This window comes from Edaphovirga cremea, from assembly GCF_003332275.1.
Classification (GTDB): Bacteria; Pseudomonadota; Gammaproteobacteria; order Enterobacterales; family Enterobacteriaceae; genus Edaphovirga; species Edaphovirga cremea.
The window spans coordinates 20,377-45,990 of the sequence record NZ_QOVA01000014.1; the positions used below are offsets into that span (position 1 = coordinate 20,377).

The 25,614-nt window shown below is 50.7% G+C and carries 25 protein-coding genes; 14 read left to right on the plus strand and 11 right to left on the minus strand.

The features are described from left to right. The first annotated feature begins 2 nt into the window (after positions 1 to 2). Complete coding sequence (gene bcsG, locus DRI82_RS16915) at positions 3 to 1,670, plus strand: cellulose biosynthesis protein BcsG (RefSeq protein ID WP_114195083.1); 1,668 nt, start codon at positions 3 to 5, stop codon at positions 1,668 to 1,670. 21 nt (positions 1,671 to 1,691) lie between these two features. On the opposite strand, the gene DRI82_RS16920 is transcribed toward bcsG, so the two are convergent. After that, positions 1,692 to 1,913: a hypothetical protein gene (locus DRI82_RS16920; protein ID WP_114195084.1), complete on the minus strand. Its 222-nt coding sequence runs from the start codon at positions 1,911 to 1,913 to the stop codon at positions 1,692 to 1,694. Between the two features lie 41 nt (positions 1,914 to 1,954). Next, on the minus strand, positions 1,955 to 3,469 hold the full coding sequence (locus tag DRI82_RS16925) for an ROK family transcriptional regulator (protein WP_114195085.1): 1,515 nt from the start codon (positions 3,467 to 3,469) through the stop codon (positions 1,955 to 1,957). Positions 3,470 to 3,759: 290 nt separating this feature from the next. Here DRI82_RS16925 and DRI82_RS16930 point away from each other — a divergent pair, with 290 nt between their 5' ends. The 3 genes from DRI82_RS16930 to DRI82_RS16940 all read left to right on the plus strand — a co-directional run bounded on the left by DRI82_RS16930 (position 3,760) and on the right by DRI82_RS16940 (position 7,394). Beyond that, positions 3,760 to 4,776 (plus strand): hypothetical protein, encoded by a 1,017-nt coding sequence (locus DRI82_RS16930; RefSeq protein ID WP_114195086.1) that lies wholly within the window; start codon positions 3,760 to 3,762, stop codon positions 4,774 to 4,776. Between the two features lie 80 nt (positions 4,777 to 4,856). After that, on the plus strand, positions 4,857 to 5,756 hold the full coding sequence (locus DRI82_RS16935) for an N-acetylglucosamine kinase (RefSeq protein ID WP_114195087.1): 900 nt from the start codon (positions 4,857 to 4,859) through the stop codon (positions 5,754 to 5,756). A gap of 111 nt (positions 5,757 to 5,867) precedes the next feature. Continuing rightward, entirely contained in the window at positions 5,868 to 7,394 is a 1,527-nt protein-coding gene (locus DRI82_RS16940; protein ID WP_114195088.1) for a YfcC family protein, read from the plus strand. 926 nt (positions 7,395 to 8,320) lie between these two features. Here DRI82_RS16940 and DRI82_RS16945 read toward each other — a convergent pair. After that, positions 8,321 to 8,593: a YeaC family protein gene (locus DRI82_RS16945; RefSeq protein WP_114195089.1), complete on the minus strand. Its 273-nt coding sequence runs from the start codon at positions 8,591 to 8,593 to the stop codon at positions 8,321 to 8,323. Between the two features lie 83 nt (positions 8,594 to 8,676). Beyond that, positions 8,677 to 9,090 (minus strand): peptide-methionine (R)-S-oxide reductase MsrB, encoded by a 414-nt coding sequence (gene msrB / locus DRI82_RS16950; RefSeq protein ID WP_114195090.1) that lies wholly within the window; start codon positions 9,088 to 9,090, stop codon positions 8,677 to 8,679. 132 nt (positions 9,091 to 9,222) lie between these two features. On the opposite strand from msrB, the gene DRI82_RS24565 reads away from it, so the two are divergent. The 3 genes from DRI82_RS24565 to DRI82_RS16960 all read left to right on the plus strand — a co-directional run bounded on the left by DRI82_RS24565 (position 9,223) and on the right by DRI82_RS16960 (position 11,419). Next, positions 9,223 to 9,351, plus strand: a complete 129-nt coding sequence (locus tag DRI82_RS24565; protein ID WP_281269789.1) for a hypothetical protein — start codon at positions 9,223 to 9,225, stop codon at positions 9,349 to 9,351. Positions 9,352 to 9,437: 86 nt separating this feature from the next. Further along, positions 9,438 to 10,433, plus strand: a complete 996-nt coding sequence (gene gapA, locus DRI82_RS16955) for a glyceraldehyde-3-phosphate dehydrogenase (RefSeq protein WP_170138728.1) — start codon at positions 9,438 to 9,440, stop codon at positions 10,431 to 10,433. A gap of 107 nt (positions 10,434 to 10,540) precedes the next feature. After that, the gene (locus DRI82_RS16960) at positions 10,541 to 11,419 is read left to right on the plus strand and encodes a D-hexose-6-phosphate mutarotase (RefSeq protein WP_114195092.1); all 879 of its coding nucleotides are present in this window, start codon (positions 10,541 to 10,543) and stop codon (positions 11,417 to 11,419) included. A 169-nt stretch (positions 11,420 to 11,588) separates the two neighbouring features. Here DRI82_RS16960 and DRI82_RS16965 read toward each other — a convergent pair whose 3' ends face one another. Continuing rightward, the gene (locus DRI82_RS16965; protein WP_114195093.1) at positions 11,589 to 12,443 is read right to left on the minus strand and encodes an aldo/keto reductase; all 855 of its coding nucleotides are present in this window, start codon (positions 12,441 to 12,443) and stop codon (positions 11,589 to 11,591) included. 184 nt (positions 12,444 to 12,627) lie between these two features. Between DRI82_RS16965 and DRI82_RS16970 the strand changes: the two genes are divergently transcribed. Together DRI82_RS16970 and DRI82_RS16975 are read left to right on the plus strand one after the other, a co-directional pair. Further along, positions 12,628 to 14,934 carry an FdhF/YdeP family oxidoreductase gene (locus tag DRI82_RS16970; RefSeq protein ID WP_114195094.1) on the plus strand — a complete coding sequence of 769 codons (2,307 nt, stop codon included), beginning with the start codon at positions 12,628 to 12,630 and terminating at the stop codon, positions 14,932 to 14,934. A 209-nt stretch (positions 14,935 to 15,143) separates the two neighbouring features. Then, positions 15,144 to 17,078, plus strand: coding sequence for an exoribonuclease II (locus DRI82_RS16975; RefSeq protein ID WP_114195095.1), 1,935 nt, complete (start codon positions 15,144 to 15,146; stop codon positions 17,076 to 17,078). 147 nt (positions 17,079 to 17,225) lie between these two features. Here DRI82_RS16975 and fadR read toward each other — a convergent pair whose 3' ends face one another. Then, complete coding sequence (gene fadR, locus DRI82_RS16980; protein WP_114195096.1) at positions 17,226 to 17,948, minus strand: fatty acid metabolism transcriptional regulator FadR; 723 nt, start codon at positions 17,946 to 17,948, stop codon at positions 17,226 to 17,228. 479 nt (positions 17,949 to 18,427) lie between these two features. Between fadR and dsbB the strand changes: the two genes are divergently transcribed. Both dsbB and DRI82_RS16990 read left to right on the plus strand, forming a co-directional pair. Next, entirely contained in the window at positions 18,428 to 18,958 is a 531-nt protein-coding gene (gene dsbB, locus DRI82_RS16985) for a disulfide bond formation protein DsbB (RefSeq protein ID WP_114195152.1), read from the plus strand. A gap of 103 nt (positions 18,959 to 19,061) precedes the next feature. Beyond that, positions 19,062 to 19,364: a putative quinol monooxygenase gene (locus DRI82_RS16990; RefSeq protein WP_114195097.1), complete on the plus strand. Its 303-nt coding sequence runs from the start codon at positions 19,062 to 19,064 to the stop codon at positions 19,362 to 19,364. Between the two features lie 83 nt (positions 19,365 to 19,447). On the opposite strand, the gene DRI82_RS16995 is transcribed toward DRI82_RS16990, so the two are convergent. From DRI82_RS16995 to DRI82_RS17015, 4 genes are all read right to left on the minus strand, one after another. Beyond that, on the minus strand, positions 19,448 to 19,912 hold the full coding sequence (locus tag DRI82_RS16995) for a YcgN family cysteine cluster protein (protein WP_114195098.1): 465 nt from the start codon (positions 19,910 to 19,912) through the stop codon (positions 19,448 to 19,450). A 103-nt stretch (positions 19,913 to 20,015) separates the two neighbouring features. Continuing rightward, positions 20,016 to 20,672 carry a fumarylacetoacetate hydrolase family protein gene (locus DRI82_RS17000; protein ID WP_114195099.1) on the minus strand — a complete coding sequence of 219 codons (657 nt, stop codon included), beginning with the start codon at positions 20,670 to 20,672 and terminating at the stop codon, positions 20,016 to 20,018. Between the two features lie 14 nt (positions 20,673 to 20,686). Beyond that, positions 20,687 to 21,754: a lytic murein transglycosylase gene (locus tag DRI82_RS17005; protein WP_114195100.1), complete on the minus strand. Its 1,068-nt coding sequence runs from the start codon at positions 21,752 to 21,754 to the stop codon at positions 20,687 to 20,689. A 239-nt stretch (positions 21,755 to 21,993) separates the two neighbouring features. Further along, on the minus strand, positions 21,994 to 22,266 hold the full coding sequence (locus DRI82_RS17015; RefSeq protein WP_114195101.1) for a YcgL domain-containing protein: 273 nt from the start codon (positions 22,264 to 22,266) through the stop codon (positions 21,994 to 21,996). Between the two features lie 136 nt (positions 22,267 to 22,402). On the opposite strand from DRI82_RS17015, the gene minC reads away from it, so the two are divergent. From minC to minE, 3 genes are read left to right on the plus strand one after another with little or no spacing between them, the layout of a single operon-like run. Next, positions 22,403 to 23,092 (plus strand): septum site-determining protein MinC, encoded by a 690-nt coding sequence (gene minC / locus DRI82_RS17020; protein WP_114195102.1) that lies wholly within the window; start codon positions 22,403 to 22,405, stop codon positions 23,090 to 23,092. A gap of 26 nt (positions 23,093 to 23,118) precedes the next feature. Beyond that, positions 23,119 to 23,931 carry a septum site-determining protein MinD gene (minD, locus tag DRI82_RS17025; RefSeq protein WP_114195103.1) on the plus strand — a complete coding sequence of 271 codons (813 nt, stop codon included), beginning with the start codon at positions 23,119 to 23,121 and terminating at the stop codon, positions 23,929 to 23,931. Between the two features lie 3 nt (positions 23,932 to 23,934). After that, the gene (minE, locus tag DRI82_RS17030) at positions 23,935 to 24,204 is read left to right on the plus strand and encodes a cell division topological specificity factor MinE (protein ID WP_114195104.1); all 270 of its coding nucleotides are present in this window, start codon (positions 23,935 to 23,937) and stop codon (positions 24,202 to 24,204) included. A 253-nt stretch (positions 24,205 to 24,457) separates the two neighbouring features. Here minE and rnd read toward each other — a convergent pair whose 3' ends face one another. Continuing rightward, a complete protein-coding gene (rnd, locus tag DRI82_RS17035; protein ID WP_114195105.1) occupies positions 24,458 to 25,579 on the minus strand; it encodes a ribonuclease D in 1,122 nt (373 codons plus the stop codon). Positions 25,580 to 25,614: the final 35 nt, after the last annotated feature.

Below are 25,614 nucleotides of genomic sequence, written 5' to 3' on the forward strand. Positions count from 1 at the left end.
TCATGAACGTGAAAAATGATTCAAATGTATGGCGTCACTGGCGTGGGCTCGGCGGTTGGAACTACTATTTCCTGCTCAAATTTGTTCTGCTGTGGCTCGGATATCTCAATTTCCACGCGCTGGAGAATCTGATATTCGCGGCCTTCCTGCTTTTTCCGTTATCGTCACCGCGTTTGCACCGCTGGCGTCACGTTGTCGCAATCCCGATAGGTTTTATCGTGTTTTATAATGACACCTGGCTGCCGGGTATGGCCTCAATTATGGCGAACGGTTCACAGGTCGCGGGTTTCAGTCCCGCTTACCTGCTCGAATTGCTTGGTCGTTTCATCAATTGGCAGTGGGTTGGCGCAGCATTTGTGATGCTGGTCGCCTACCTGTTTATCTCTCAGTGGGTACGGGTAACGGTCTTTACCGTTCTGGTGTTACTTGGGCTGAATCTGATGAGTGTTACCGGCCCGCTGTTTAAATGGGGTACGCCCGTAGCGGTCGCTACAACGTCATCATTCACACCGACGTCATCATTGGCAACCCCGGCTCCCGGGGTGTCGACAGCCAACGCGGGAACGGCGCAACCGTCAATGGGCGCTCCGCCGACCAACGAAAATCTCAAGGCTTATCTGAACCAGTTCTACCAGACAGAAAGACAACGGGTAACCCGGTTCCCGCAAACCCTGCCAGCGGACGCACAACCTTTTGACCTGTTGTTTATCCATATCTGCTCACTTTCATGGTCCGATCTCGAAGCCACTGAAATGAAGAATTCTCCGCTGTGGGGGAAATTCGATATCGTCTTCAACGATTTCAACTCGGCCACGGCTTACAGCGGCCCGGCGTCGATACGCCTGCTGCGGGCGAGCTGTGGTCAGGAATCGCATAAAGATCTCTATTCACCCGCAAATCAACAATGTTATCTGTTTGATAATTTAGCAAAACTTGGCTTCACGCCGCAGTTGATGCTGGATCATTCGGGCCAATTCGATAATTACATGAATAACCTGCGTGAAGATGCTGATATTCAGGCGCCCCTGATGTCGCAGGCAGGAATCGGCAATGAGTTGACCTCATTTGATGGCGAACCGATTTACGACGATTTGCAATTACTCGATCGCTGGCTTGAACAACAGACCAAGGCCGGGGACACCCGCAGCGCAACCTTCTTCAATGTGATTCCCCTGCATGATGGCAACCGCAATATCGGCGCGCGTAGCCCTGCCGATTACAAGGCCCGCGCAACCAAGCTGTTCAGCCAGTTGGATATGTTTTTCCAACAGTTGGAAAAGTCTGGCCGACGCGTCGTTGTGGTGGTCGTCCCTGAGCATGGTGCCGCCCTTATCGGTGACAAAATGCAGATACCGGGCTTGCGCGACATTCCAAGCCCGTCAATCACCCACGTGCCGGTCGGGGTAAAATTGATTGGGATTAAAGCACCGTCACCACAACCGCCGCTGGCGATAAATGCCCCTACCAGCTACCTTGCGCTGTCGGAACTGGTATCACGATTGGTCGATGGTAAATTGTTTACCGCCCCGCAAATCGACTGGGCGGCGTTGACACAGAATTTACCGCAAACCGCCGCTGTGTCAGAGAACGATACATCGGTCATTATCGATTATCAGGGTAAACCGTTTATCCAGTTAAATGGCGGTGATTGGGTCGCTTATCCACAATAATTGATCAATCGGGGGCAGTATTCAGCGTGTTACGCCAGCCTGAGTGATCCGGCTGGCGTAAGCACCCCCGAACAGTTGCCGCAACGCAAGATCCTGCGCAAGGGTGACGGCACCTTCGGCAGTCGCGTTGGCGGCAAATCCTGAAATCACCACTTCCGTATGTGCTGATAGCGCCTGAACGGTTTTCCGGACGGCGGCGCAAATCAGACGATGCCCACCTACTGGTCCCCCCAGAACGATCATCGCCGGATCCAGCGTTGCGACCAGTCCGATAGCCAGAAACCCTACCTGTTGCCATATTCCTGCACGGCTCTGACGGCGGCGGGTTCTCCTGCCTCGGCGCGTTCCAGCAAGAGCGGCAGTGACCGTTCAGTCATTTTACCGCCGTTGCGATTGAGGCGATCCAGGTAATCCGGATACCCCAGATAACGTTCCAACATCAATTCAATCGGCTGTTCGCTGCTGCTCCAGGGAAATGGAATGTCCGCGACCTCACCCGCGCAACCGCGCACACCCCGGATCAACTGCCCGCCAGCATAAATACCGGCACCAATACGCGTACCGATCTGCAGGAAAATCACGTCCTGTAACCCCTTGGCAGAACCATTGACCACCTCAGCCGCTACGGCACAATTGACGTTATTCTCCAACCGCAGACTGATATGTGGCGGTAAGCTAAAGCGTGAAAGGATATCCGACGGGCTTAATCCGGCCTGCGACGGCCCTTCCCGCCCTGAAAGCTGGTTATCAGGACGAATCGCCTGCGAGAGTGCCAGCGTGGCGGCATATAAGGGACCGTAAGGATGTAATTCGCGTTGCAAGCTTTCCAGCAGATTGGCGGCGCTGCCAATCAGTTGTTTGAAAGGCTGATTATCGATGCGTCTCTGCGCCAATGTTTTGCCATCCAGGCTACGGGCAACAAAAAGCGCCTGATAGTTGCCAATATCGGCACCCAACACCCACCCGGCAGTTTTGGCAATGCCGTACACTTTTGCGGCGCGGCCCTTCATCACCGTCTGCATATACAGCGGCCGCACCAGATTCAGCGTTTGTAACTCGCTGATCCCGGCAGAGACGCTGGGTTTGGATAATCCGGATATCTCCGCCAGTTCAGGGCGCGTCGCCGCCCCCTGAGTAATCAGCGCCGCACCAAGCGTACGCGCCACCGCACTGATGTCCGGCAGGGTTTGCGCCGACGCCATTACCAACGATGCGCCCGTCTCATTCTCTATCCGGCTGGCAAGAAAAGCCAATACCTCAGGCAGCGATTTTTCCCGACCGGCCAGAACAGCCACCTTCTTTATCTGACCCATCAGTTGCTTCAATGACGTCACTACGCCGTTTTCTTGTTGCAGCAAAAACCAGTCATTAAGTTTGTCCATGTCGCGATGGTGCTGCGGGCGGGAAAAGATATCGAGCAGAATTCGTGCTGGCGAGCTCATCCATACGCCCTCACCCAGTGCCGTATCTCCCACGATCGACCCAGGCCCAGGGCGCGGAATAATTTCCAGCCCAGGCAGTGCCAGCGATCGTCGCTTGCCGTGAACGATATATAACGCTCCACCCACCACTGGATCTTTATCCATTGCTGACTCATCACACACTACACAGCCAGGGAATGACTGACCAACAATCTGCCAGAGAAAACGGCGGATCAACGCCGTGTTGTCACTCCCTATTGCCCCGCTGTACAGCCCACGGGCAAGGCGCTTCAGAGTACCTCGCTGCGTTGCCCGGCTAATGACTGCAGCATCATGTTGATGTGAAAAAACCAAATCTGGCCAGGCGCTACGTGACATTTTTACTCTCCAAAAACTTGACCTCGCTAGGAGAACACAGATCAATGGTCAATAAAATGGTCTATCGGTCAAGTTTATAAACTCCAGCATCAATCGTTGGTCAAGAAAGTCAACAACCATTTATCAGCCATGATCAATATTTGCTTCATTTACTGTCTGGGAGGGCGGCAACGCAAATGTTACAGCGTTGTTATATAAATGTTTTTATAAATAATTGAGCCCAGGCTCCAGATATGAGACTTTTATATCGTAAACTCAGTTTACAATTAATGAGTACGGGTAAATGAGTAATGCACCGACATCAGGAAATACTGATCCCTTTTCAGGAAGGGATTGATGCACAAGCCAGCGCCGTTGAAGTGACTTATAAAAAAACACTGCGGTGGCTGGCATCTCTCAATATCTCTTCATTACAAACGTCAAGATTGATGTTCGCCGGGATCGGTGCCTCTTATGCCGTTCTTGCTACGCCGGTATATCGCCTGCGTGAAGAAGGTCATCATGCCTTCCGTACTCACGGTGACGATATGCCCATCGGCAGCCCACTGCTCGCTGACTGGTATATCGGCGTATCCCAAAGCGGCAGAAGCCCGGAAGTCGTCCAGGCGGTGCAACACCAGCGTGATCCCTATTATCGTTTATCCATCGTCAATCAGCCCGACTCCCCCCTTGAAAGACTGTGCAAAACCTCCTATTGCTTTGACGGTTTAATTGACTCAGGCATGTCCTCTGTCGTTGTGGCAGCGACAACCGTCGTGTTAGGCATGCTGAGTGATTTGGTGGTTGGCAGCATCAATATGCCTGCCTGGGATGGACTGGCGCAGCAACTCAGAGAGCTGCAACCTCGTGCGCAACCGATTGTCTCTCGCTTTGCCTCGCAATTGCGTAACGTCGGATGTGTCGATTTTACGGCCCGCGCAAGTAGCCTTTCCGCCGCTGAACAAGGTGCGCTGCTGTTACGTGAAGGCCCCAAAGTCCCGGCAATGGCATCATCGACCCGCAACTATTTACACGGGATGACCGACTCTGTTGGCAATACGGCACATGTCATTATCGGTGGCGAACGTGAAGTTTTGCTGGCGAAACAACTGCGGGCATTCCATGTGCCGGTTCTGTTGGTTACTGATTTTAAAGGTGAATATCCCACAGGCACTGACGTGATCTACATTCCGTCCATGCCAGCTTGCCCACGCTCGCTGCTTGAGATCCTGGTTATGGAAATCCTCGCTGTCGAACTGGCTTCCATCAGGGGAACTGATATTAATGCTGGCATTATGGCCCGTATAGATACGAAAATGACCGACTAAGATTTATCTTAAGGGATTCCCCGCCATTAAAGGATTCCCTTTCCATTACTGGGTAAATTCTCCGTTTCAGGGAACGAAAAATGACACAAGCAGTGATAGGCATCGATGTCGGCGGTACCAAGACCCATCTGGTGCTGGAATCGATTGATGGTACGAAACGGATTGAAAATGTCATACCGACCGGGCTTTGGAGTGGTGAGACGTTCACCGCCAAGGCTGCTACATTGGCGCGCATGGTATGGACGTTGCGTGACATGTCGGAAACGGATTTAACTATCCGGACGCTGGTTGTGGGTGCCCACGGCTGTGATTTTGCCGCGGAGTGCCGGGAACTTGAGCAGCAACTGCATTGCCATTTTCCTGATTCACGCTGCCACGTAATCAGCGATGTGGCATTGGTGCCCCTGGCTGCTGGCAAACCACAGGCGATCGGTATGATTGCGGGTACCGGATCAGTGGCGATTGCCCTCGACGCCCAGGGGTGTTACCACTCTGCCGGTGGCTGGGGCTGGTTGCTGGGTGACGAAGGCGGTGCCAGTGGTCTGGTCAGGGAAGCGATTCGTGCCATTTTGCTCAATTACGATCGAGGCATTCACACCGATCCGCTGACGCTGGCTTTCCTGCACAGTTTTAAAAGTGACCATGTGCTTGATTTACCTGCACAATTAATCAAGAAACCAGTCGCAGAGTGGAGTAGAAAAGCGCAGATTATTTTCGACTGCGAAACGCTAGGTTCTGCATTGGCCGCCTCGGTGATTCTCCAGGCCGCAGACGATTTGGCTTTACTGGTTGACCGATTGCACCAGCAAGGTATCACCAGTCACCAGGTTGTGGCTGCTGGCGGCGTTATTTCGCATCAACCGATATTGTTCGATGCCCTGCTGTTGGCCCTGAGACGGCGGCATGCTGACATGACGCTTGAACTATTGACCGTCCCTCCGGTTCAGGGGGCCGTGACCTTCGCCCAGACGTTGATCTAACCCAAAATATTTTTTGGTCACAGAATGTTATTTTTGTGTTAAAAAAGTAACTTCATTTGGGTTATTTAACGATGTTTCACCAACGTCTTGTTGCTTTAATAAGGGTGTGTCATGTCTCAATCGGATAATGCATTGCAAAGTGATCAACAACCCCCGGTTCCTGTGGTGAAAACGCTGCGCTTTCCCAGCACCTATGCGGTGCTTTTGGTTATCACCGTGGTGGTCTGGCCGCTGACTTTTATTATCCCCAGCGGTAAATATCAGCAAGCCGATGGCAAACCGGTTGCAGGCTCCTACCAATTGGTTGAGAACCATCGCGGGCTTGGCGAAAAAGTGATGGATCTGTTCCTCGCGCCGGTGAATGGTTTATATGGCATGGAGAATGCCGCCACCGGCCACGTGGGACCGTATGAGTCTGGCAGTATGTTTGGCGCGATTGGCGTATTCTTTTTTGTGCTGGCGATTGGCGCGTTTGTGAATACGACCACCCGAACCGGTGCCATTGATGCGGGCATTGGTCGCGTTGCCACGCGATTCAAGCACCGCGGTAGCTTGCTGATTTCTGTGGTGATGCTACTGATTGCCATTGGCGGCTCTGCTTTTGGTATGGGAGAGGAGACGCTGGGTTTTTATGCCATTCTGATCCCTCTGCTACTGAGTCTGGGTTATGACCGGCTGACCGCTGTTGGCGTTATTCTGGTCGGTTCTGTTATTGGTAATATGAACTCAACCGTCAACCCCTTTATGACCGGTGCCGCGTCTGCCGGAGCCAATATTCCCATCGGCAACGGTATTGGCCTGCGGGCGATTATGTTTGTTGTACTGACCGGCATCGCGATTTTGTATGTGGTGCGTTATGCGCGCCGGGTAAAACGAAATCCAGCCAATTCAGTGGTGGGTATCAGCGCCGAGGATCATCAACTCGCGCTCTCCTGCGATGCAAATCTCTCTCCCATGTCGGCTGCACAGAAAGCCGTGATGTTTTGTTTTGCTGGCACCTTCGTCTTTATGATTTTCGCTCTGGTTCCATGGGCGCAGGTGATTATTTCCCCCGATGCAGCCTCTTACCCCTGGCAGTTGGATTGGTATTTCCCGGAGTTGACTGCCACGTTCTTCGTAATGGCGATCGTTATTGGGGTGATAGGTGGCTTACGCGGGGAAAAGCTGATTTCGGCGATGATCTCGGGTATTGCGGAGTTTATGGGAGCCGCACTGGTTATCGTTCTGGCTCGTGGTATCACTGTTATTATGCATAATGCGTTTATCACTGACACCGTGCTTCACTCGGTTGAGAGTTTGGTGAGTGGCACGGCATCCGCTGTTTTCTCGGTGGTGATGTTTATTGTGATTATGCCGTTGTCTTTCCTTGTTCCAAGCTCTTCCGGTCTGGCTACGCTGTCGATGCCGGTGCTGGCTCCGATGGCCGATTTTGCGGGCGTTGGGCGTGAGGTGGTTGTTACCGCATTCCAGTGCGCGGTGGGTCTTGTCGCGATGATTACCCCGACGTCAGCGATTGTGATGAGTGGATTGGCGTTGGCGAAAGTGAGTTACAGTAGGTATTTGTTGTGGCTGCTGCCACTGTTGGTGATTTTGTTTATTTTTGCCAGTGGGTTTTTGGTGTTGGCGGCGAAAATGTAATTTTTACGAAATACTATCGCTTTGGGGGAAAGGGGGAAGCGTTTCCCTTTGCCCCCCGTTTTTTAAGCGGGCATTGGGGGAGGTTTTAGTTGAGTGTTTGTTAGTTACGCGGTTATTAGATTCAATGTCAAAAGATGGCTTTGCTGGTTAGATGCTTAGGCTATGGTTTTGTTCTGTTAGTGTGAAGATCGGCATCTAAGCAGGGCCGTAAGCGCGGCCCTGCACCGCGCTTTTCCGCTGCATTCCTCGCCGGCTGCGCCGGTTCCTTCCCTCATCACTCCGGCGGACGGGTCGGCTTTAGCCACCAGTCCCTGGCGGCGGACGCCTCTCATCGCCATCCATGGCGCTTCGCCCCTGCCTGCGTTCTTCGCTCAGCGAGTCATGACGCTCTGGGAAGGTCAACGTCAAAAGCTACTGATAAAAAAATAATGATTAATTGATAAAATCCTGAGGTTTTGATTTTTTGCTTATGACCATTTCTTTTGATTATTTCTTTTGTCTTTGACTTTCCCCCGAGCATCATAAATTGCTGAGGGCGGAATGCAGGCAGGGATGAGCCGCCAGGACGGCGGCGAAAGGCGTCCGGCTACAGGGACCTGTAGCCTAAAGCCGACCCGTCCGCCGGAATGACAACCGAAGGAACCCACGCAGTGGGCAATTTATGCTGCGGAAAGCGCGGGTGCAGGGGACACGCTTTTGTCCCCTGCTTGAACGCCAAATTTAATACTTAAAGAACAACAACATAGCCAAAGCGTTCAACCAACAAAGCCTTCTTTTGACGTTCACGTACACTTCGTTACAAGCCTCAAGAAGAAAACAAAACTCATCTCAACCAACACCTGCTCCAAGCCTGCTTTTAAAACGAGTGCAGAGCCGCACCTTCGCCCCCTGACTTAAAACGGGGACAAGGGGCAAAGCCCCTAACATTATAGCGGCTTCAACTTAACTATTGGCTCTGCCGCAAACTGCTCCTTCAACTCCTGCTTGCTCTTCATGACAATCTGACCATCCACACCAATGCTCATATGCTGGGCGTCAACATTGTGACGCGCCTGATACAACATCACCGCTTGCAGGCTGTTCTCTTTCTGCTCAGGGGTCAGGGCAACGCCATCTGGCCATTTTCCCAATTCCACCGCCTGTGCCAGTCGCTGATAAATTTCCGGGGTCATGACACCAATCAGCTCATCAAGCTCCATCAGATTATTCCTCAAAAAAGTGGGTTTAGAATAATTAGCTGAATCGATTTTTCTTGCTTTTTTACGAAACGCAGGCGACCATTTCAGCCTGCTGTCTTGTCGCCATTTTCTTCATCGATAAAATTTAGCGAAGCAGAATTTACACAATATCTCTCACCGGTTGGCTGCGGGCCATCGGGGAAAACATGACCGAGATGTGCGTCACAATGACCACAACGAATTTCAACCCGATGCATATTATGCGAGTAATCATCTATATACTTTATCGCATCTTCTTTGATTGGCTCGTAAAAGCTCGGCCAGCCGCAGCCTGAATCATATTTTGATTCCGAATAAAACAGGGGCTGATTACAACACAGGCAGTGATAGTAGCCGCTGCGTTTGTTGTGCAGCAACTTCCCTGAATAGGGAGCTTCTGTTCCCCTTTCCTGCGTAACATAACGCTGTATTTCTGTGAGTTGCGAAGGTGTCTGGGACGGTTCAATTTCTTTAGCCATTTGTGCGGTTCTCTGGCAGGATATAAAATCAACGAAAACAACGCCCAATAATAACAAAAAATTAACAACATGGCAGTTAATTCTGGCTTAAACTGTATGCCACAAATGTGACACCAAACGGAAATGTGATACATGTCACAAACTAACATTCAATACTCTTTAGATTTGGCGGTTCGCCCCAATATGGCAAGTAGGCGAGTTGAAAAAGGAATGGGTAATAAGCGTGCAATTGTTGCTCACAGCTTTGACTTACAGCAATAATTGACACGATTCCGCTTGACGCTCGGTAAGGTTTTTGTAATTTTACAACCAACCTTTTATTCACTAACAAATAGCTGGTGGAATATATGACTATCAAAGTAGGTATCAACGGTTTTGGCCGTATCGGTCGCATTGTTTTCCGTGCTGCTCAAGAACGTTCTGACATCGAGATCGTGGCAATCAACGATCTGTTGGACGCTGACTACATGGCTTACATGCTGAAGTATGACTCTACCCATGGCCGTTTCGACGGTACTGTAGAAGTTAAAGACGGTCATCTGGTTGTTAACGGTAAAACCATCCGTGTTACCGCAGAGAGAGATCCGGCTAACCTGAAGTGGAACGAAGTAGGAGTTGATGTTGTTGCTGAAGCAACCGGTCTGTTCCTGACCGACGAAACTGCACGTAAGCACATCACTGCAGGTGCCAAGAAAGTTGTTCTGACTGGTCCTTCCAAAGATGACACCCCAATGTTCGTTATGGGTGTTAACCACAAGGCATACGCTGGCCAGGAAATCGTTTCCAACGCTTCTTGCACCACCAACTGCCTGGCTCCACTGGCTAAAGTCATCAACGACAAATTTGGTATCGTTGAAGCACTGATGACCACTGTGCATGCAACTACCGCGACTCAGAAAACCGTTGATGGCCCGTCTCACAAAGACTGGCGCGGCGGCCGCGGCGCATCCCAGAACATCATCCCTTCCTCTACCGGTGCTGCTAAAGCTGTAGGTAAAGTTATTCCAGAACTGAACGGCAAACTGACGGGTATGGCATTCCGCGTTCCTACCCCGAACGTGTCTGTTGTTGACCTGACTGCCCGTCTGGAAAAACCAGCGTCTTACAAAGAAATCTGTGCAGCAATCAAGGCAGCGTCTGAAGGCGAACTGAAAGGCGTTCTGGGCTACACCGAAGACGACGTTGTTTCTACCGATTTCAACGGCGAAAAACTGACTTCCGTATTCGATGCGAAAGCAGGTATTGCTCTGAGCGACACCTTTGTGAAACTGGTTTCCTGGTACGACAACGAAACTGGTTACTCAAACAAAGTTCTGGATCTGATCTCCCACATCTCCAAATAAGTTCTATTGAAGATGATAAAGTGAGGGCGACATTGAGTCGCCCTTTTTTTTGGGCCATAACTTGAAGTATGACGGGTTTATTACTATTCAGAAGAAGGCCAAGCATTATGACTGATAAAATTTTTACCCTTCCCGTAAAAGAACAGATCACAGCTACAGTGTCCCTGCGCCAACTTGATCAACTGCCTGTCGTTGTGGTTGAGCATCCTAAAGCCCGCGCCGCCGTCACGTTGCAAGGTGCCCATCTGCTGGCATGGCAACCTGCTGGGGATCAGCCTGTAATCTGGTTGAGTGGCAACACCCCCTTCAAAGAAGGTGTGGCGATTCGCGGTGGCGTTCCGGTTTGTTGGCCATGGTTTGGCCCGGCAGCACAACCTCCCCATGGTTTTGCCCGACTCCTGCCATGGGAGTTTACCGCACACGAAGAAAACGAAGATGGCGTGAAACTGACCTTTACCCTGACCGACAGCGATGCGACCCGTCAGCATTGGCCGCACGCCTTCAAACTGATTGCCCGCTTTACGCTGGGCGAAGAGTGCAAGTTTGAACTTGAGTCTCAAGGTGATTTTGAAGCGCGCAGTGCCCTGCATACCTACTTCGAAGTGGGTGATATTGCCACGATCAGCATTCGTGGCCTTGGCTCGCACTATATCGATAAAGTTCTCGATGGCATTACTGCTGAACATTCGGGTGATTTGGTCTTCACTGGCCGTACCGATCGTATCTATACCCAGCCTGAATCCCACAGCGTGATTACCGATCCGACGCTCAAACGCACAATTGAGGTAGAACATCACAATAACCGTGATGTGGTTGCCTGGAATCCAGATGCAGAGCTGTCACGTAATATGGCTGATATGCCGGATGATGGTTACAAAACCATGGTATGCGTTGAAACTGCGTATGTGACTGAGCCTGTCATCAGCAAAGCGGGTGCACCAGCGAAAATGGCGATGGTGATACGTAGCCGTAAACTACGTGGGTAAAGCGGCGCAGGTAAGGCGTCGAGAATAAACCTGATGGAATGCGGGCGGACGCATCGCAACGACGCGTGGTCGCTGCACACTCGCCTGCATTCCGCCCTCGGCAATTTATCACGCTCGGGACAAGTCAAAGCCAAAAGATAAACCACGTTGCCTTAAACCGTATTCAGTACTAAACAATATCCAGCGCTGTTTTGCCTCGCGGTGCGGGAAAAGCACGGTCTATCTGACGCAATTCCTCTTCACTGAGCTCAAGCGTCAATGCGGCGGCATTTTGTTGAACATGCACTGATTGCACCGCTTTCGGAATGGCAATAACGCCTTGTTGTCGAATCACCCATGCCAGGGCAATTTGTGACGGTGTAACGCCACGCTGTTCGGCCAGTAAAGTAATAACGTGATTACCCAAGACGTTATGCCGAAGTGTACCCGCCTGCGCCAATGGACAATACGCCATGACCGGCACGTTGCGTTCGCGGCACCACGGCAACAGATCGTATTCAATCCCTCTGGAGGCCGCGTGATAAAGCACTTGGTCAGTCATGCATTTATCGCCCCCTGGCAGTGACCAGAGCATCTGAAGCTCTTCTTTATCAAGATTGGAGACTCCCCAGCGAGCGATTTTTCCGGCTTGCTGTAAAGATTCCATCGCGGAGATCGTCTCTTCGAACGGAATGGAACCACGCCAATGCAGCAGATAAAGATCTATACGATCGGTTTGTAACCGTTTCAGACTCTGCTCACAGGCTCGTACCGCCTTTTGCCCTCCGGCATGGTGTGGATAGACTTTCGAGACCAGATACACGTCTTCGCGCCTGCCTTGTATCGCCTGACCCACCACCTCCTCTGCGCCACCCTCTGCATACATCTCCGCAGTATCAATCAAGGTCAATCCCAGATCCAACCCCTGCTGCAACGCGCGAACTTCAGCGGCAGTGTCGCTCTTCCTTTCCCCCATATACCAGGTTCCCTGACCAATGGCGGGTACCTGCGTTCCATCAGGAAATTGCACAGTTTTGATGCTCATTTTTTCTCCTCTACTGGCAGATAACTGTCGATTTCAGGTACAGCGATTAGTCTCTTCTCTCTCACCATGGTGATATTCGATTAGACGTAACCACCTGGCACCCCTAAACTTGTGACATAAATCATTAAAACGCACAAAAAAGCGTTTACCCATTAGAAATAATTATCACCTGCAGATAACCATTATGAAATTCAAACCATCTATCAAACCGTACAGCGGCGCAGCGGGAGGTTGGGGTTCACTGGAAGCCACAACCCGCTATGTCCTCGACAGTAAAAAAACACTCAGCAACTTGCGTAACCTATTGCGCGTCAACAAGGGTCGCGGCTTTGATTGCCCCGGCTGCGCATGGGGCGATGATAATCATAGCACTTTCAGTTTCTGCGAAAACGGTGCCAAAGCCGTAAGCTGGGAAGCCACGCGTAAAGCCGTCGAACCTGAATTTTTTCATCAGCACAGTGTGACGACGCTGCGGCAACAGAGCGACTACTTCCTTGAATATCAAGGCCGCTTAACGCAGCCAATGCGCTATAACAGCGTAGTCGATCGCTATCAACCCATCACCTGGAATGAAGCGTTCTCCTTGATTGCCAGCCATATCAATGGCCTTGCCGATCCAAACCAGCTTGAACTCTACACCTCAGGCCGGGCCAGTAACGAATCGTCGTATCTGTACCAACTTTTTGGTCGCATGCTGGGCACCAATAACTTTCCCGATTGTTCAAATATGTGTCATGAGGCCAGTGGAGTCGGTCTGAAACAGAGCATTGGCGTGGGCAAAGGTACCATTCACCTGGAGGATTTCGAAAAGGCGGACGCCATATTTGTCTTCGGGCAAAATCCGGGTACCAATCATCCGCGTATGCTGCATAGCCTGCGCCATGCGGCCGACCGCGGAGCCAAAATCGTCAGTTTCAATACGCTTCGTGAACGCGGGCTGGAGCGTTTTGCCGATCCGCAGAATCCTATTGACATGCTTACCAGCAAATCCGGTCAAATCAGTTGCGCCTATTTTCAACCCAATCTCGGCGGGGATATGGCCGCTGTCCGGGGCATGGTAAAAGCACTTTTGGAAAATCATCGCCTGAACATCGCCTCAGATAAACCCGGCTTGTTTGACGATGCTTTTATCGCTGAACATTGCGCAGGGCTTGACGAGTATCTGGCGGCCGTTGATGCAACGCGATGGGAACATATCGTCCGGCAATCCGGGCTGAGTGAAATTCAGTTACGTCAGGCGGCGGCAATCTATCAACATGCCGGGCGGGTGATTTGCACCTGGGCGATGGGAATTACCCAGCATAAGCATTCGGTTGCCACCGTGCGTGAAATCACTAATCTGCAATTGCTATTTGGTCAGTTGGGCAAACCCGGAGCCGGCCTGTGCCCGGTGCGCGGTCACAGCAATGTTCAGGGCAATCGCACTATGGGTATTGATGAAAAACCACCGGCGAAGTTCCTGGATAATCTGGCAAAACACTTCAATTTCACGCCACCACGCGTACCAGGCCATAACACTGTAGAAGCACTGGAAGCCATGCTGCGTGGCGAAGTAAAAGTCCTGCTGGCTCTGGGCGGTAATCTGGCAGCAGCGGCACCGGATACCGAACGCACTGCGCGTGCGTTACGATGCTGTGACTTGACCGTACACATCAGCACGAAACTGAATCGCAGCCATTTGATCACCGGTAAAGAAGCGCTGATACTGCCTACGCTGGGGCGCACCGAACTCGATATGCAGGCATCAGGTTCACAATTTATTACCGTTGAGGACTCCTTCAGCATGGTGCATGCCTCTGAAGGCGTCGGCAAACCGATCTCCGATGAGCAGCGTTCCGAAACGGCGATTGTCGCTGGAATCGCCCATGCCGTGTTGGGCGATGAACACCTCGATTGGCTGGAACTGGCCGATGATTACCACCTGATTCGCGATCATATCGAAGCCACTATTCCCGGTTTCACCCATTTCAATCAACGCTGCGACATACCAGGGGGATTTTATCTGGGCAATGCGGCAGCCGAGTTACGATTCTCGACGCCAAATGGCAAAGCAAACTTCAGCCATGCCGCATTACCTGAATTTGTTATTCCGCACATGAATGGTCAGCAAGCGCCCTTCACTCTGCAAACCCTGCGTTCGCACGATCAATACAACACCACTATTTATGGTCTGGACGATCGCTATCGCGGTGTTTATGGTCAGCGTGAAGTGCTGTTTATCCATCCCGACGATATGTCCGCACTGGGGCTAAACGAGGGGGAATTGGTCGAAATTGAAACGCTGTGGAATGACGGGGTGATCCGCAAAGTGTCCGGGTTCAAGTTAGTCAGCTACGCCATTCCCCGGGGAAATCTGGCGGCTTATTATCCAGAAACCAACCCGCTGGTACCCCTGTCCAGTTTTGGTGACGAGACGCATACCCCGACATCCAAATCGATACCTGTGGTCATCCGGCGCTGCGAACAAACCGACTCGCAACGCATTGCCTGAAGCCACTGCGCCTGCGCGTTGGTGGTAAATGGCGGAGAGGATTTGCCCTTTCCGCCAAACATTTATGGCTTTTGACAGCCTCTGCCAGAAGACCCGTTTTTAACACGGATAAATGGCAAACTGTCAGATGCTGCTTGCTCGTGGGGACTGATTCGCGTAAAACTGTCAGCCGCTAATCCAGCCACATTTAACCCCACTCCCTGGACGATATGTTTCAAGATAACCCGCTGCTCGCGCAGCTAAAACAGCAACTTCACTCTCAAACCCCTCGCGCAGAAGGCGTGGTCAAAGGGACTGAGAAAGGCTTTGGCTTTCTTGAGGTAGACGGGCAAAAAAGTTATTTTATCCCGCCGCCGTACATGAAAAAAGTCATGCATGGCGACCGTGTCGTCGCAACTATCCATACCGAGAAAGATCGCGAAGTTGCCGAGCCAGAAACTCTGGTCGAGCCTTTCCTGTCGCGCTTTGTTGGGCGGGTGCAGAAGAAAGACGATCGTCTGTCGATTATTCCCGATCATCCATTGCTGAAAGACTCAATCCAGTGCCGCCCTGCGCGCGATGTGACACATGAGTTCAGTGACGGGGATTGGGCAATTGCCGAGATGCGTCGTCACCCGTTGAAAGGCGATCGCAACTTCAACGCGGATCTGACCGGTTATATCACTTATGCTGATGATGATTTTGCCCCATGGTGGGTAACGCTGGCGCGTCATAATCTTGAGCGTGAAGCGCCCGTGGCGGCCATTGGTGAGTTGCTGGAACAAGGTCTGGAGCGTGAGGATCTGACTGACCTCGCCTTCGTTACCATCGACAGTGCCAGTACCGAAGACATGGATGATGCACTTTTTGTGCAGGAAAATGCTGACGGTTCCCTGCAACTGACAATCGCCATTGCCGATCCTACAGCCTATGTGGCTGAGGGCAGTGAAATCGATAATATTGCCCGCATTCGTGCATTTACCAATTACCTGCCTGGCTTCAATATTCCCATGTTGCCGCGCGATCTTTCTGATGACCTCTGCTCGTTGCGCCCTGATGTTCGTCGCCCGGTTCTGGCATGTCGGGTCAATATTGACGTTGATGGTGCATTGGGTAGCGATATCAATTTCTTCGCTGCGTGGATCGAGTCAAAGGCAAAATTGGTGTATGACGAGGTTTCTGACTGGTTGGAAGGTGAAAGCACCTGGCAACCGCAGAATGAGGCAATTGCCAACCAGATTCGCCTGCTGAAACGCGTGTGTGATTCGCGCAACCAATGGCGCCATCAGAATGCATTGGTATTCAAGGATCGCCCTGATTACCGCTTTGTATTGGGTGAAAAAGGCAACGTTCTGGATATCGTGGTTGAACAGCGTCGCATCGCCAACCGTATTGTGGAAGAGTGCATGATTGCTGCCAACGTCTGCGCTGCGCTGGTACTGCGGGATCGCCTTGGTTTTGGCGTCTACAACGTCCATACGGGCTTTGATCCTGCGCTCGTGGATCAGGCGGTTACGGTGTTACAGACCCATGGTATTGAAGCCGATGCAGCACATCTGCTGACCCTGCCCGGTTTCTGCGAGTTGCGTCGTAAACTTGATTCCCAGCCAACGCAATTCCTCGACAGCCGTATCCGTCGGTTCCAGACCTATGCTGAAATCAGTACCACACCTGGCCCACACTTTGGTCTGGGACTGGAAGCTTATGCGACCTGGACCTCACCAATCCGTAAATACGGCGATATGGTAAACCATCGTCTGTTGAAAGCGATTGTGAGCGGTCAGAGTGCCAAGAAACCGCAGGACGACATGACCCTGCAACTGACCGATCGCCGCCGCTTCAATCGCATGGCCGAACGCGACGTGGGTGACTGGCTCTATTCGCGTTACCTGAAAGACAAAGTCGGCACTGATGAACGCTTCACAGCGGAAATCATTGACGTTACTCGCGGCGGTCTGCGCGTTCGTTTGCTGGACAATGGTGCTGTGGCCTTTATTCCTGCACCGTTTATTCATGCAGTGCGTGACGAACTGGTATGCAGCCAGGAAACGGGTACGGTTCAGGTGAAAGGCGAAGTGGTTTACAGCCAGAGTGACGTTATTCAGGTGACGATCGCGGAAGTGCGGATGGAAACACGGAGTGTGATTGCAAGACCTGTCGTTTAAGGGGAGCGTGGTGCGTTTCGCGCACCACGCCTTTCATATTTGTAGACTTATACGTGCTATAACCGATTCGAAGTAACCGCTATTCACTGCAAGCAATGGTCATTGCAACTGCTATTCACAGCTAACAATAGCAAGAGTAGCGCCAGATTATCGGCGGGCATCCGCCAAATCACTCGGCATGGTGCCTTGCATAGTTTGCCAAATCGCCCCGCTGTCCTTCCCGTAAGTGCGTACGCATTCCACCACCTGATCGTACAGTTTATCGTGACAAATGATCGACAATTTACTGTAGAAACTCAACGCTAATTTGCGTGCTTCAGGATTGGAAAAATAGTAGCGTCCAACGCGGGTATAAAGACCTTTCAAGCCATTCAGAATCAGACCATAAATCGGATTCCCTGAAGCGAAAGCCAATCCACGGAAAATACCATAATCGAGATCGGTAAAGGCATCGGCTTGATCGTCAATCGAACCTGCCGCCTGGGCCAGAACTTCCTGGGTTTTCTCAGGATGATTGCGCATGGCGGTACGAATGAAGATCGAAGCAATGTTGGTTCTGACCGCCAGCAAATTATCGATCAGTTGCGGCACGCTGTCGTGATCAAGTCGAGCCAGCGTTTCAAGAATGCTCAGGCCCGACGTCTCCCAGAAGTTGTTCACTTTGGTTGGTTTACCGTGTTGAATCGTCAACCAGCCATCGCGAGCCAGACGTTGCAGCACTTCACGCAACGTGGTGCGTGTTACTCCGATAAGCTCGGAAAGTTCTCTTTCCGCGGGCAAAATTGAGCCAGGAGGGAAGCGGCTATTCCAGATACTTTCAATAATATATTCTTCCGCGAAACCGGCAGGACTTTGCGCCTTGATAACCATGTTTTGAACGTTCCGTAGCAGCATTTTTAGCAATAGTAATGAGCTCATCATACCAGACGAATCCGGCATGATATAGCGTCAAGCTGCGCCAAATAGACAAACTGTGCATAGCTTTGCAAAAATTCAGCAACTTTACTCAGAAACCCTATAAAAAAAGGCAGTATAATGATATCGCACATGATAAAATGTTGTTATAACAAACTGTTTTTTATGCGAATAGTCTGAGAATAAGCGTTGACGTTTATTGGGGGAATTCGCAAGATTCAAGCGGAATAAGATATCTTGTCACCAGACCGGGCATTTGCTGTCGGAATACCGTACTGACAGGTTTCGCTGGTAAAGACAAATTACCTGCATGACGTGCTGGTAAGCGAGGATTCTTGGTACTTTTTATCTTATTTTAATGAGAACTGGCTGGCAGCGCTGACGAATTGGTTTACACTGCGAATCCAGTAGATTACTGCATGGAAAAAAATGATATGTTGCAATTCCTTAACCGTTGCTCGAAGGGGCGCGGTGCTTGGGTGTTACTGGCCCTGACTGCGTTGGCATTCGAACTCGTTGCGCTCTATTTCCAACACGTTATGTTGTTGCAGCCGTGCGTGATGTGTATTTATGAACGGGCTGCCCTCTTCGGCGTCCTGGGTGCAGCGATTGTGGGTGCGCTGGCTCCGTCTACACCCTTACGTTACATGGCAATTCTGCTGTGGATTTACAGTGCATGGGAAGGCTTACGCCTGGCATGGGATCACACCATGATCCAGCTCCATCCTTCGCCGTTTGCGACCTGTGATTTCGCTGCCCGCTTCCCTACCTGGTTACCTTTGGATAAATGGTTCCCGGCTGTGTTTCTCGCTTCAGGCGATTGCGCAGAGAAACAATGGGAATTCCTGACTCTCGGTATGCCGCAGTGGTTACTGGTAATTTTCGCGGCCTATCTTCTGGTGGCGATTCTGGTTCTGTTCGCGCAGTTTGTTCGCCCGAAAAGACGTGACCTGTTCGGTCGTTAATCACGATTAAAATATTTCTCAACGGCGCCAAATTGGCGCCGTTTTTGTTTCGAAACATCGAAAGTAATGTGAAGAATCCAGAGACCATGAGGAAATATCAGGTATGTTAAAAGTTATCGCGCAGGATTTTATAAAGTTGCAACATATTGCAGATGTAATGCCGCTATATAAAGAGTTGGTCGAAAAAACCAAAAAGGAAGCTCTTTGTATTTCTTATGATCTATTTATTGATCAGCAAGATCCGGGGCACTTTATTTTTATTGAGGAATGGCCTGATAGAGCCGCGTTGGATATCCATTGCCAGACGGAACACTTCACGCGATTGGTGCCACAGATTAATGCGTTCCAAAGAGAAAATTGCAAGGTTACGCTGATGGACTCTTTTGAGTCTGCTTTACCACGTTAACAACAGCGGTGTGTGAATGTGGTTTACGAGTGAGGTGGCGAAAGACCTCATTCGTTTTCTATCCCACATCCAACTACGTCCAATTACCTCGCCCACGTCGGCTTATTCAGGATGTGATCTTGCCAATCTACCACGTCACTTTCACGCACAGCGATATGCCGAACCGTAATGCGCTCACCGTGCATGGCGGCTTTTGAACCGGCCAAGAGTGGATGCCAGGAATAAAGCTCGCGCCCTTCCCCAATCAGGCGATAAGCACACGTAGGTGGCAGCCAGTCAAACGTAGTCAGATTCTCACGCGTGAGCTTGATGCAATCCTCTTCCAGCTCGAAACGGCGATCGTAGTTGCGGCACTGGCAGGATTTAATGTTCAACTGATTGCAGGCAACGTTGGTGAAATAAATCTCATCCGTGTCCTCATCAATCAGTTTGTGTAAGCAGCATTGCCCGCATCCGTCGCACAATGATTCCCATTCATCATCGGTCATTTCTTCCAGCTTTTTATACTGCCAGAAAGCAAGGGGTGATTCAGAGAGTGACTGTGACATAGGCGTAATCCGGGTTAATTAAAAATTCGCAGACTGTATAGACGCTTTGGCTCACAGATGCAAGTGCCGTGCCCGATTGAACAACACGCGGGCACGGGAAGATTCAGATAACTCGCGTCGTGAGCGTTTTACCATTGATCGACACTTCCAGCGTATCTCCAACTGCCATTGGACCTACGCCCTGTGGTGTACCGGTAAGTATAATGTCGCCAGGTCGTAGTGTGAAAAAACGGCTCATATAGCTGATCAGCGGCAAAATCGCGGTAATCATATCCCGGGTATTGCCCTGCTGCCGGTTTTCACCGTTCACGCTCAACGCCAGTTCTGCTTGCTGCGCATCGCCAAATTCAGCGACCGGGATAAAACCCGAGATTGGGCATGAACCATCAAATCCCTTGGCTTTTTCCCACGGCTGCCCGGCTTTCTTGAAATCCGTTTGCAGATCGCGCAGCGTCAAATCCAACGCGACACCGTACCCGGCAATCGCCCGGGCAACGCGGTCTTCGCTGGCCTGTTTGAGTGCGGTACCGATAAGAACGGCCAGTTCCACTTCGTGGTGAACCGAACCAAAATCCCGCGGAATAGCAATCGGCTGACGGATATCGCACAACGCCGTCTCAGGTTTGATAAACAGAACCGGTTCTGCCGACACCTTGCTTCCCATCTCTTTGATATGATCCGCGTAATTGCTGCCGACGCACACCACTTTGCTTACCGGGAAATCAAGTAAAGAACCCTGCCAGTCTCTATGTTGATACATACCGCATCTCCTGCTTATTGCGTAATGCCATCAGCCATCATACCGATACTGATAGCAAAGTAATATGAGCGATTCCAATGCATGATGGTGCGGAAATTGTCATACACCATAAATGCGCGCCCCTGCGCATCATCTGGCATAATAATCCATGCACGCGTGGTAGCGGAAGCCAGAGCGGTGCCGTCAGTTTGCAGAACACCCGCCTGACGCCATTGGTCTACCGTTTTTGCCTGGGCATCTTTCAACCCGGCCTGTTCAGGTTGGAAACCTGACGGAAGTTTAACTTCCTGTCCCCATCCCTGTCCGGCCTTCCAGCCTTCGGTTGACAGATAATTGGCCGTTGAAGCAAAGACGTCGCTGACATTGGTCCATATATCAATTTTACCGTCGCCATCACCATCTGAGCCATAGTTGAGGAACGAGGTCGGCATAAACTGCGATTGGCCCATCGCCCCGGCCCAGGAGCCCTTCATTTGATCGGCTTGAACATGTCCTTGCTGAATGATTTTCAGCGCCGCCATCAGCTCTTTGGTAAAGAATGCCTCGCGACGACCTTCAAAGGCCAGCGTTGACAGTGCTGATATCACATCTTCTTTGCCCTGAATCTTGCCGAAGCTGCTCTCCATACCCCATAAGGCGACAATGTACTGCGCAGGAACACCATAGCGTTCGCTGATAGGCATTAATTGCGTCTGGTATTGCTGGTACATGTCCTGGCCCTGCTTAATCTTCCAGGCAGGGAGAACGCGGGTGAGGTAATCATCAAGCGTGATTTTTTTCTCAAGCTGATTGCGATCCGATTTAATGACCCGATCAACAAAATGCACATTGGCAAATGCGACGTTTATCGTGGAGTCGTCAATTCCCTGACTGCGCGCCTGCTGCTTCAATTGTTCCACATACCCCGGGAATTCCGCCGGGTCCCGACCTTCAGTGGCCAGCGTGGTGGTGGGCGCAGCAGGTGCCGTAGACGGCGTCGCGGTACCTGCCTGTTTTGTCGCTTTGGGCGCATCCTGATTACTGCTGGCGCAACCTGCCAGAAGTGTCGTGACGACAAAAATGGTTACAGCGGACAACTTCATCAATCTCTACCTTTTATCAATATGATGGTTTTATCAACATGATCGTTCCTCACACCTGATTAGCGTGGCGCAGCCAAACGTTGAGCGCAAGAAACAGCCGGGCGATTTACAAAACTCTTGATTTACAAAACCCTCGATTTACAGGACTCTTGATTTACAAGACCCTAGATTTACAAAACCTCGGCCCGGAACATTTGATCGAGGACGTAAATCGGGTGTAGTGCAACATTGAGCGTTAACTATTTCCGCTGAATATCGAGATGCATTTGCAATAAACTTTCTGGTGGCGGAGGGACTTGCAGATAATACCCCTGCCCTGTTAGGGCTTCTCTTACTTTATCTATATCTGCCGTTGCCAATTTGTTGCGATTGTTCAGATTGAGCATCATTGAAAACTGCGGCTGACCGAAACTTTTTATCAGCTCTTCTGGCACACGAGTGAAATCGTCTCTTTTTTCGACATAAAGATAAGTTTGATCACGTTTGGGACTTCGATAGATCACACAAAGCATTTTTTTAACTCTATTTAATTGGGGCAGTCGCTTGCCTAGATATAACTGTGACTATAACATGCTTATCGTACATCGGAATATCGCACCCCGAGTGGTATTCCGGGGATTTAAAGTTGCTGAGACTGAGTCAGGATAGATGTCACAAACGCCAATTGAGCTAAAAGGCAGCAGTTTTACCCTATCGGTTGTTCATTTACATTCGTCACAACCCGAGGTAATACGTCTGGCATTACAAGAAAAGGTGGAACAAGCACCCGCCTTTTTGAAAAATGCCCCTGTTGTTATCAACGTCGCATCGCTGAATGGTGATGTTGACTGGAAAGATCTCCAACAGGCTGTCGCTTCAGCAGGTCTGCGTGTTGTTGGCATCAGCGGATGCAAAGATGAGCGGCAGAAACGAGCGATAGCCCGTGCAGGTTTGCCATTGATGAGTGAAGGCAGAGGCAACAGACGCGCGGCGGAACCGCCTGCTGCTGTTGCGCCAGATAACGTCCCGGCTAAAACCCGCATTATCAGTACTCCTGTCCGTTCCGGGCAACAAATCTATGCTCGCAATAGCGATTTGATAGTTACCAGTAGTGTCAGTGCCGGAGCGGAATTGATAGCCGACGGCAATATTCATATCTATGGAATGATGCGGGGCCGAGCCCTGGCTGGCGCAGCAGGTGATGCACAATGTCAGATATTTTGCACCCATCTGAGTGCTGAACTAGTCTCTATCGCAGGGCAGTATTGGTTGAGCGATCAAATCCCGTCCGAACATCTCGGGCAGGCAGCGCGTCTCAGCCTGCAGGATAACGTGTTAACCATACAACCTTTAAACTAAAGCCCTTTTGACAAGGAATCCTTTTCATGGCACGCATTATTGTTGTTACATCGGGTAAAGGGGGCGTTGGCAAGACCACATCAAGCGCGGCCATTGCTACCGGATTAGCCCAAAAAGGCAAAAAAACCGTCGTTATCGATTTTGATATCGGTTTACGTAATCTCGACCTGATCATGGGATGTGAACGTCGGGTTGTCTACGATTTTGTCAATGTAATTCAAGGGGATGCAACACTTAATCAGGCGCTGATCAAAGATAAGCGTACTGATAACCTGTTCATTCTTCCCGCCTCCCAGACCCGTGACAAAGACGCCCTGACCCGCGAAGGCGTTGAGAAGATTTTGAACGATCTTGGCACAATGGATTTCGAATTTGTTGTCTGTGACTCCCCAGCAGGGATAGAAAGCGGCGCATTGATGGCGCTCTATTTTGCTGATGAAGCGGTGATTACCACCAACCCGGAAGTCTCCTCGGTACGTGACTCTGACCGTATTCTTGGCATCCTCGCGTCAAAATCCCGACGCGCAGAAAAAGGCCAGGACCCGATTAAGGAACATTTGTTACTGACCCGCTATAACCCAGGCCGAGTGAATCGTGGTGATATGCTCAGCATGGAAGATGTGCTTGAAATTCTTAGAATTCCTCTGGTCGGTGTTATTCCTGAAGACCAATCTGTACTGCGCGCGTCCAACCAGGGCGAGCCCGTTATTCTGGATAAAGAATCCGATGCCGGTAAAGCATACGAAGACACTGTTGATCGTATTCTGGGGGAAGAACGACCTTTCCGCTTCATTGAAGAAGAGAAGAAAGGTTTCCTGAAACGCCTTTTTGGGGGATAAACCATGGCTTTGCTAGACTTTTTTCTGTCCCGCAAAAAACCGACAGCCAATATAGCCAAGGAACGGCTGCAAATTATCGTTGCAGAACGTCGTCGTGGGGACAGTGAGCCCCATTATTTACCCGACCTTAAGCGTGATATTCTCGCGGTAATTTGCAAATATATTCAGATCGATCCCGAAATGCTTCATGTGCAGTTCGAGCAAAAGGGAGACGATATTTCGGTATTAGAACTTAATGTGACGTTACCGGAATCGGAAGAAACACCTAAATGAGCCTATCGGATTAATTGCCCCCTGTTATTGCAGGGGGCAACTGCTATTACAATCGCGAATTAAACTGTATATACATCCAGCTAAATCCTATTTTTTCCCTATTACGCTTTATTCTCTTATGAGAATCCTCTCAAATACCCTGGTTATTTTATGAGCTAAGATTATTATTAGCGATATGGCAACTTGTCCTTTATTTCGATAATGGCAAGGAGTAATAAACCGTCACTCCTTTCCCACCCTGTCGTGTTTGATATCAAAACTCTTGCAAAATATCGGTTAATTTTTCAGCTAATAATTTACCGCGCCAGCCACTCATTAACTCAGGTGACGAATCCTTATTTTTCAATCCCCAGTGCCAGCTCAGCAATTGGTTAATCTGACGACGTGAAGCCAACAGCTCAACGCTCAGGCCACTACTCTCACTGACCGACTGAATAAGCGCTTTGATCTCTTTGAATGCACGCTTATAACCCGGCTGATCAATCAGGTTGGAGATGGGTGGTGGCAAATCCTCTTCAGGAACTGCGTTACCTTCAGCGACCAGCGCCAACAGCGTTTTTCCATGATAGCGAATCTCAGGACCACTCAGACCCAACGTATCCAGTTCCGCGAGCGAGGTGGGCTGATAACGGGCGACCTGCCAAAGATTCTCTTCACGTACCACAAAGTTGATGGCCAGGTCACGTTGGCGCGCCTGGCGCAAACGCCACGCGGCCAGCTTCTGCAAACATGCCAACTGACGAGTGCGCAACTGCCAGGCATTATTGATTTCACGGTAGGCCAATTCGGGGTCGGGCACTTCACTACGACGACGGCACAGCGCCTGGCACTCATCAATTGCGGCGTCCATCCAACCGGCTTCCTGCGCCTCCTGCTCGAGACGAATCGCCATTGGCAGTAAATACCAGACATCCGCAGCGGCATAATCACACTGACGAGTGCTCAGCGGGCGTGCCAGCCAATCGGTTCGCGACTCACTTTTATCCAATTCCACCTGTGAATATTCCGCCACCAGCTTGGCGAAACCACATGACAGCGGTCGCCCCGTAAATGCAGCGAGAACTTGTGTATCCATCAAGGGAGTCGGCATGACGCTGAACGCATTAATGAAAACCTCAAGATCTTCACTTCCCGCATGCAAAAACTTTATTACCTGTTGATCCAGTAACAGTTCGCGAAAAGGCTGCCATTCCGTAATCGCCAGGGGATCAATCAGGGAGAGGTTATCACCATCAAAAAGTTGAATCAGACCCAACTGAGGATAATAAGTGCGGGTACGGACAAACTCGGTATCCAGGGCTATACGTGAATGGAGACGAGCCTGTTGGCATAACTGTTCCAATCCGGGGTTGGTAGTGATCAACTGATAATTCAAAACGTCATTCTCTTGGTCATTGTTCCGTGATAAAC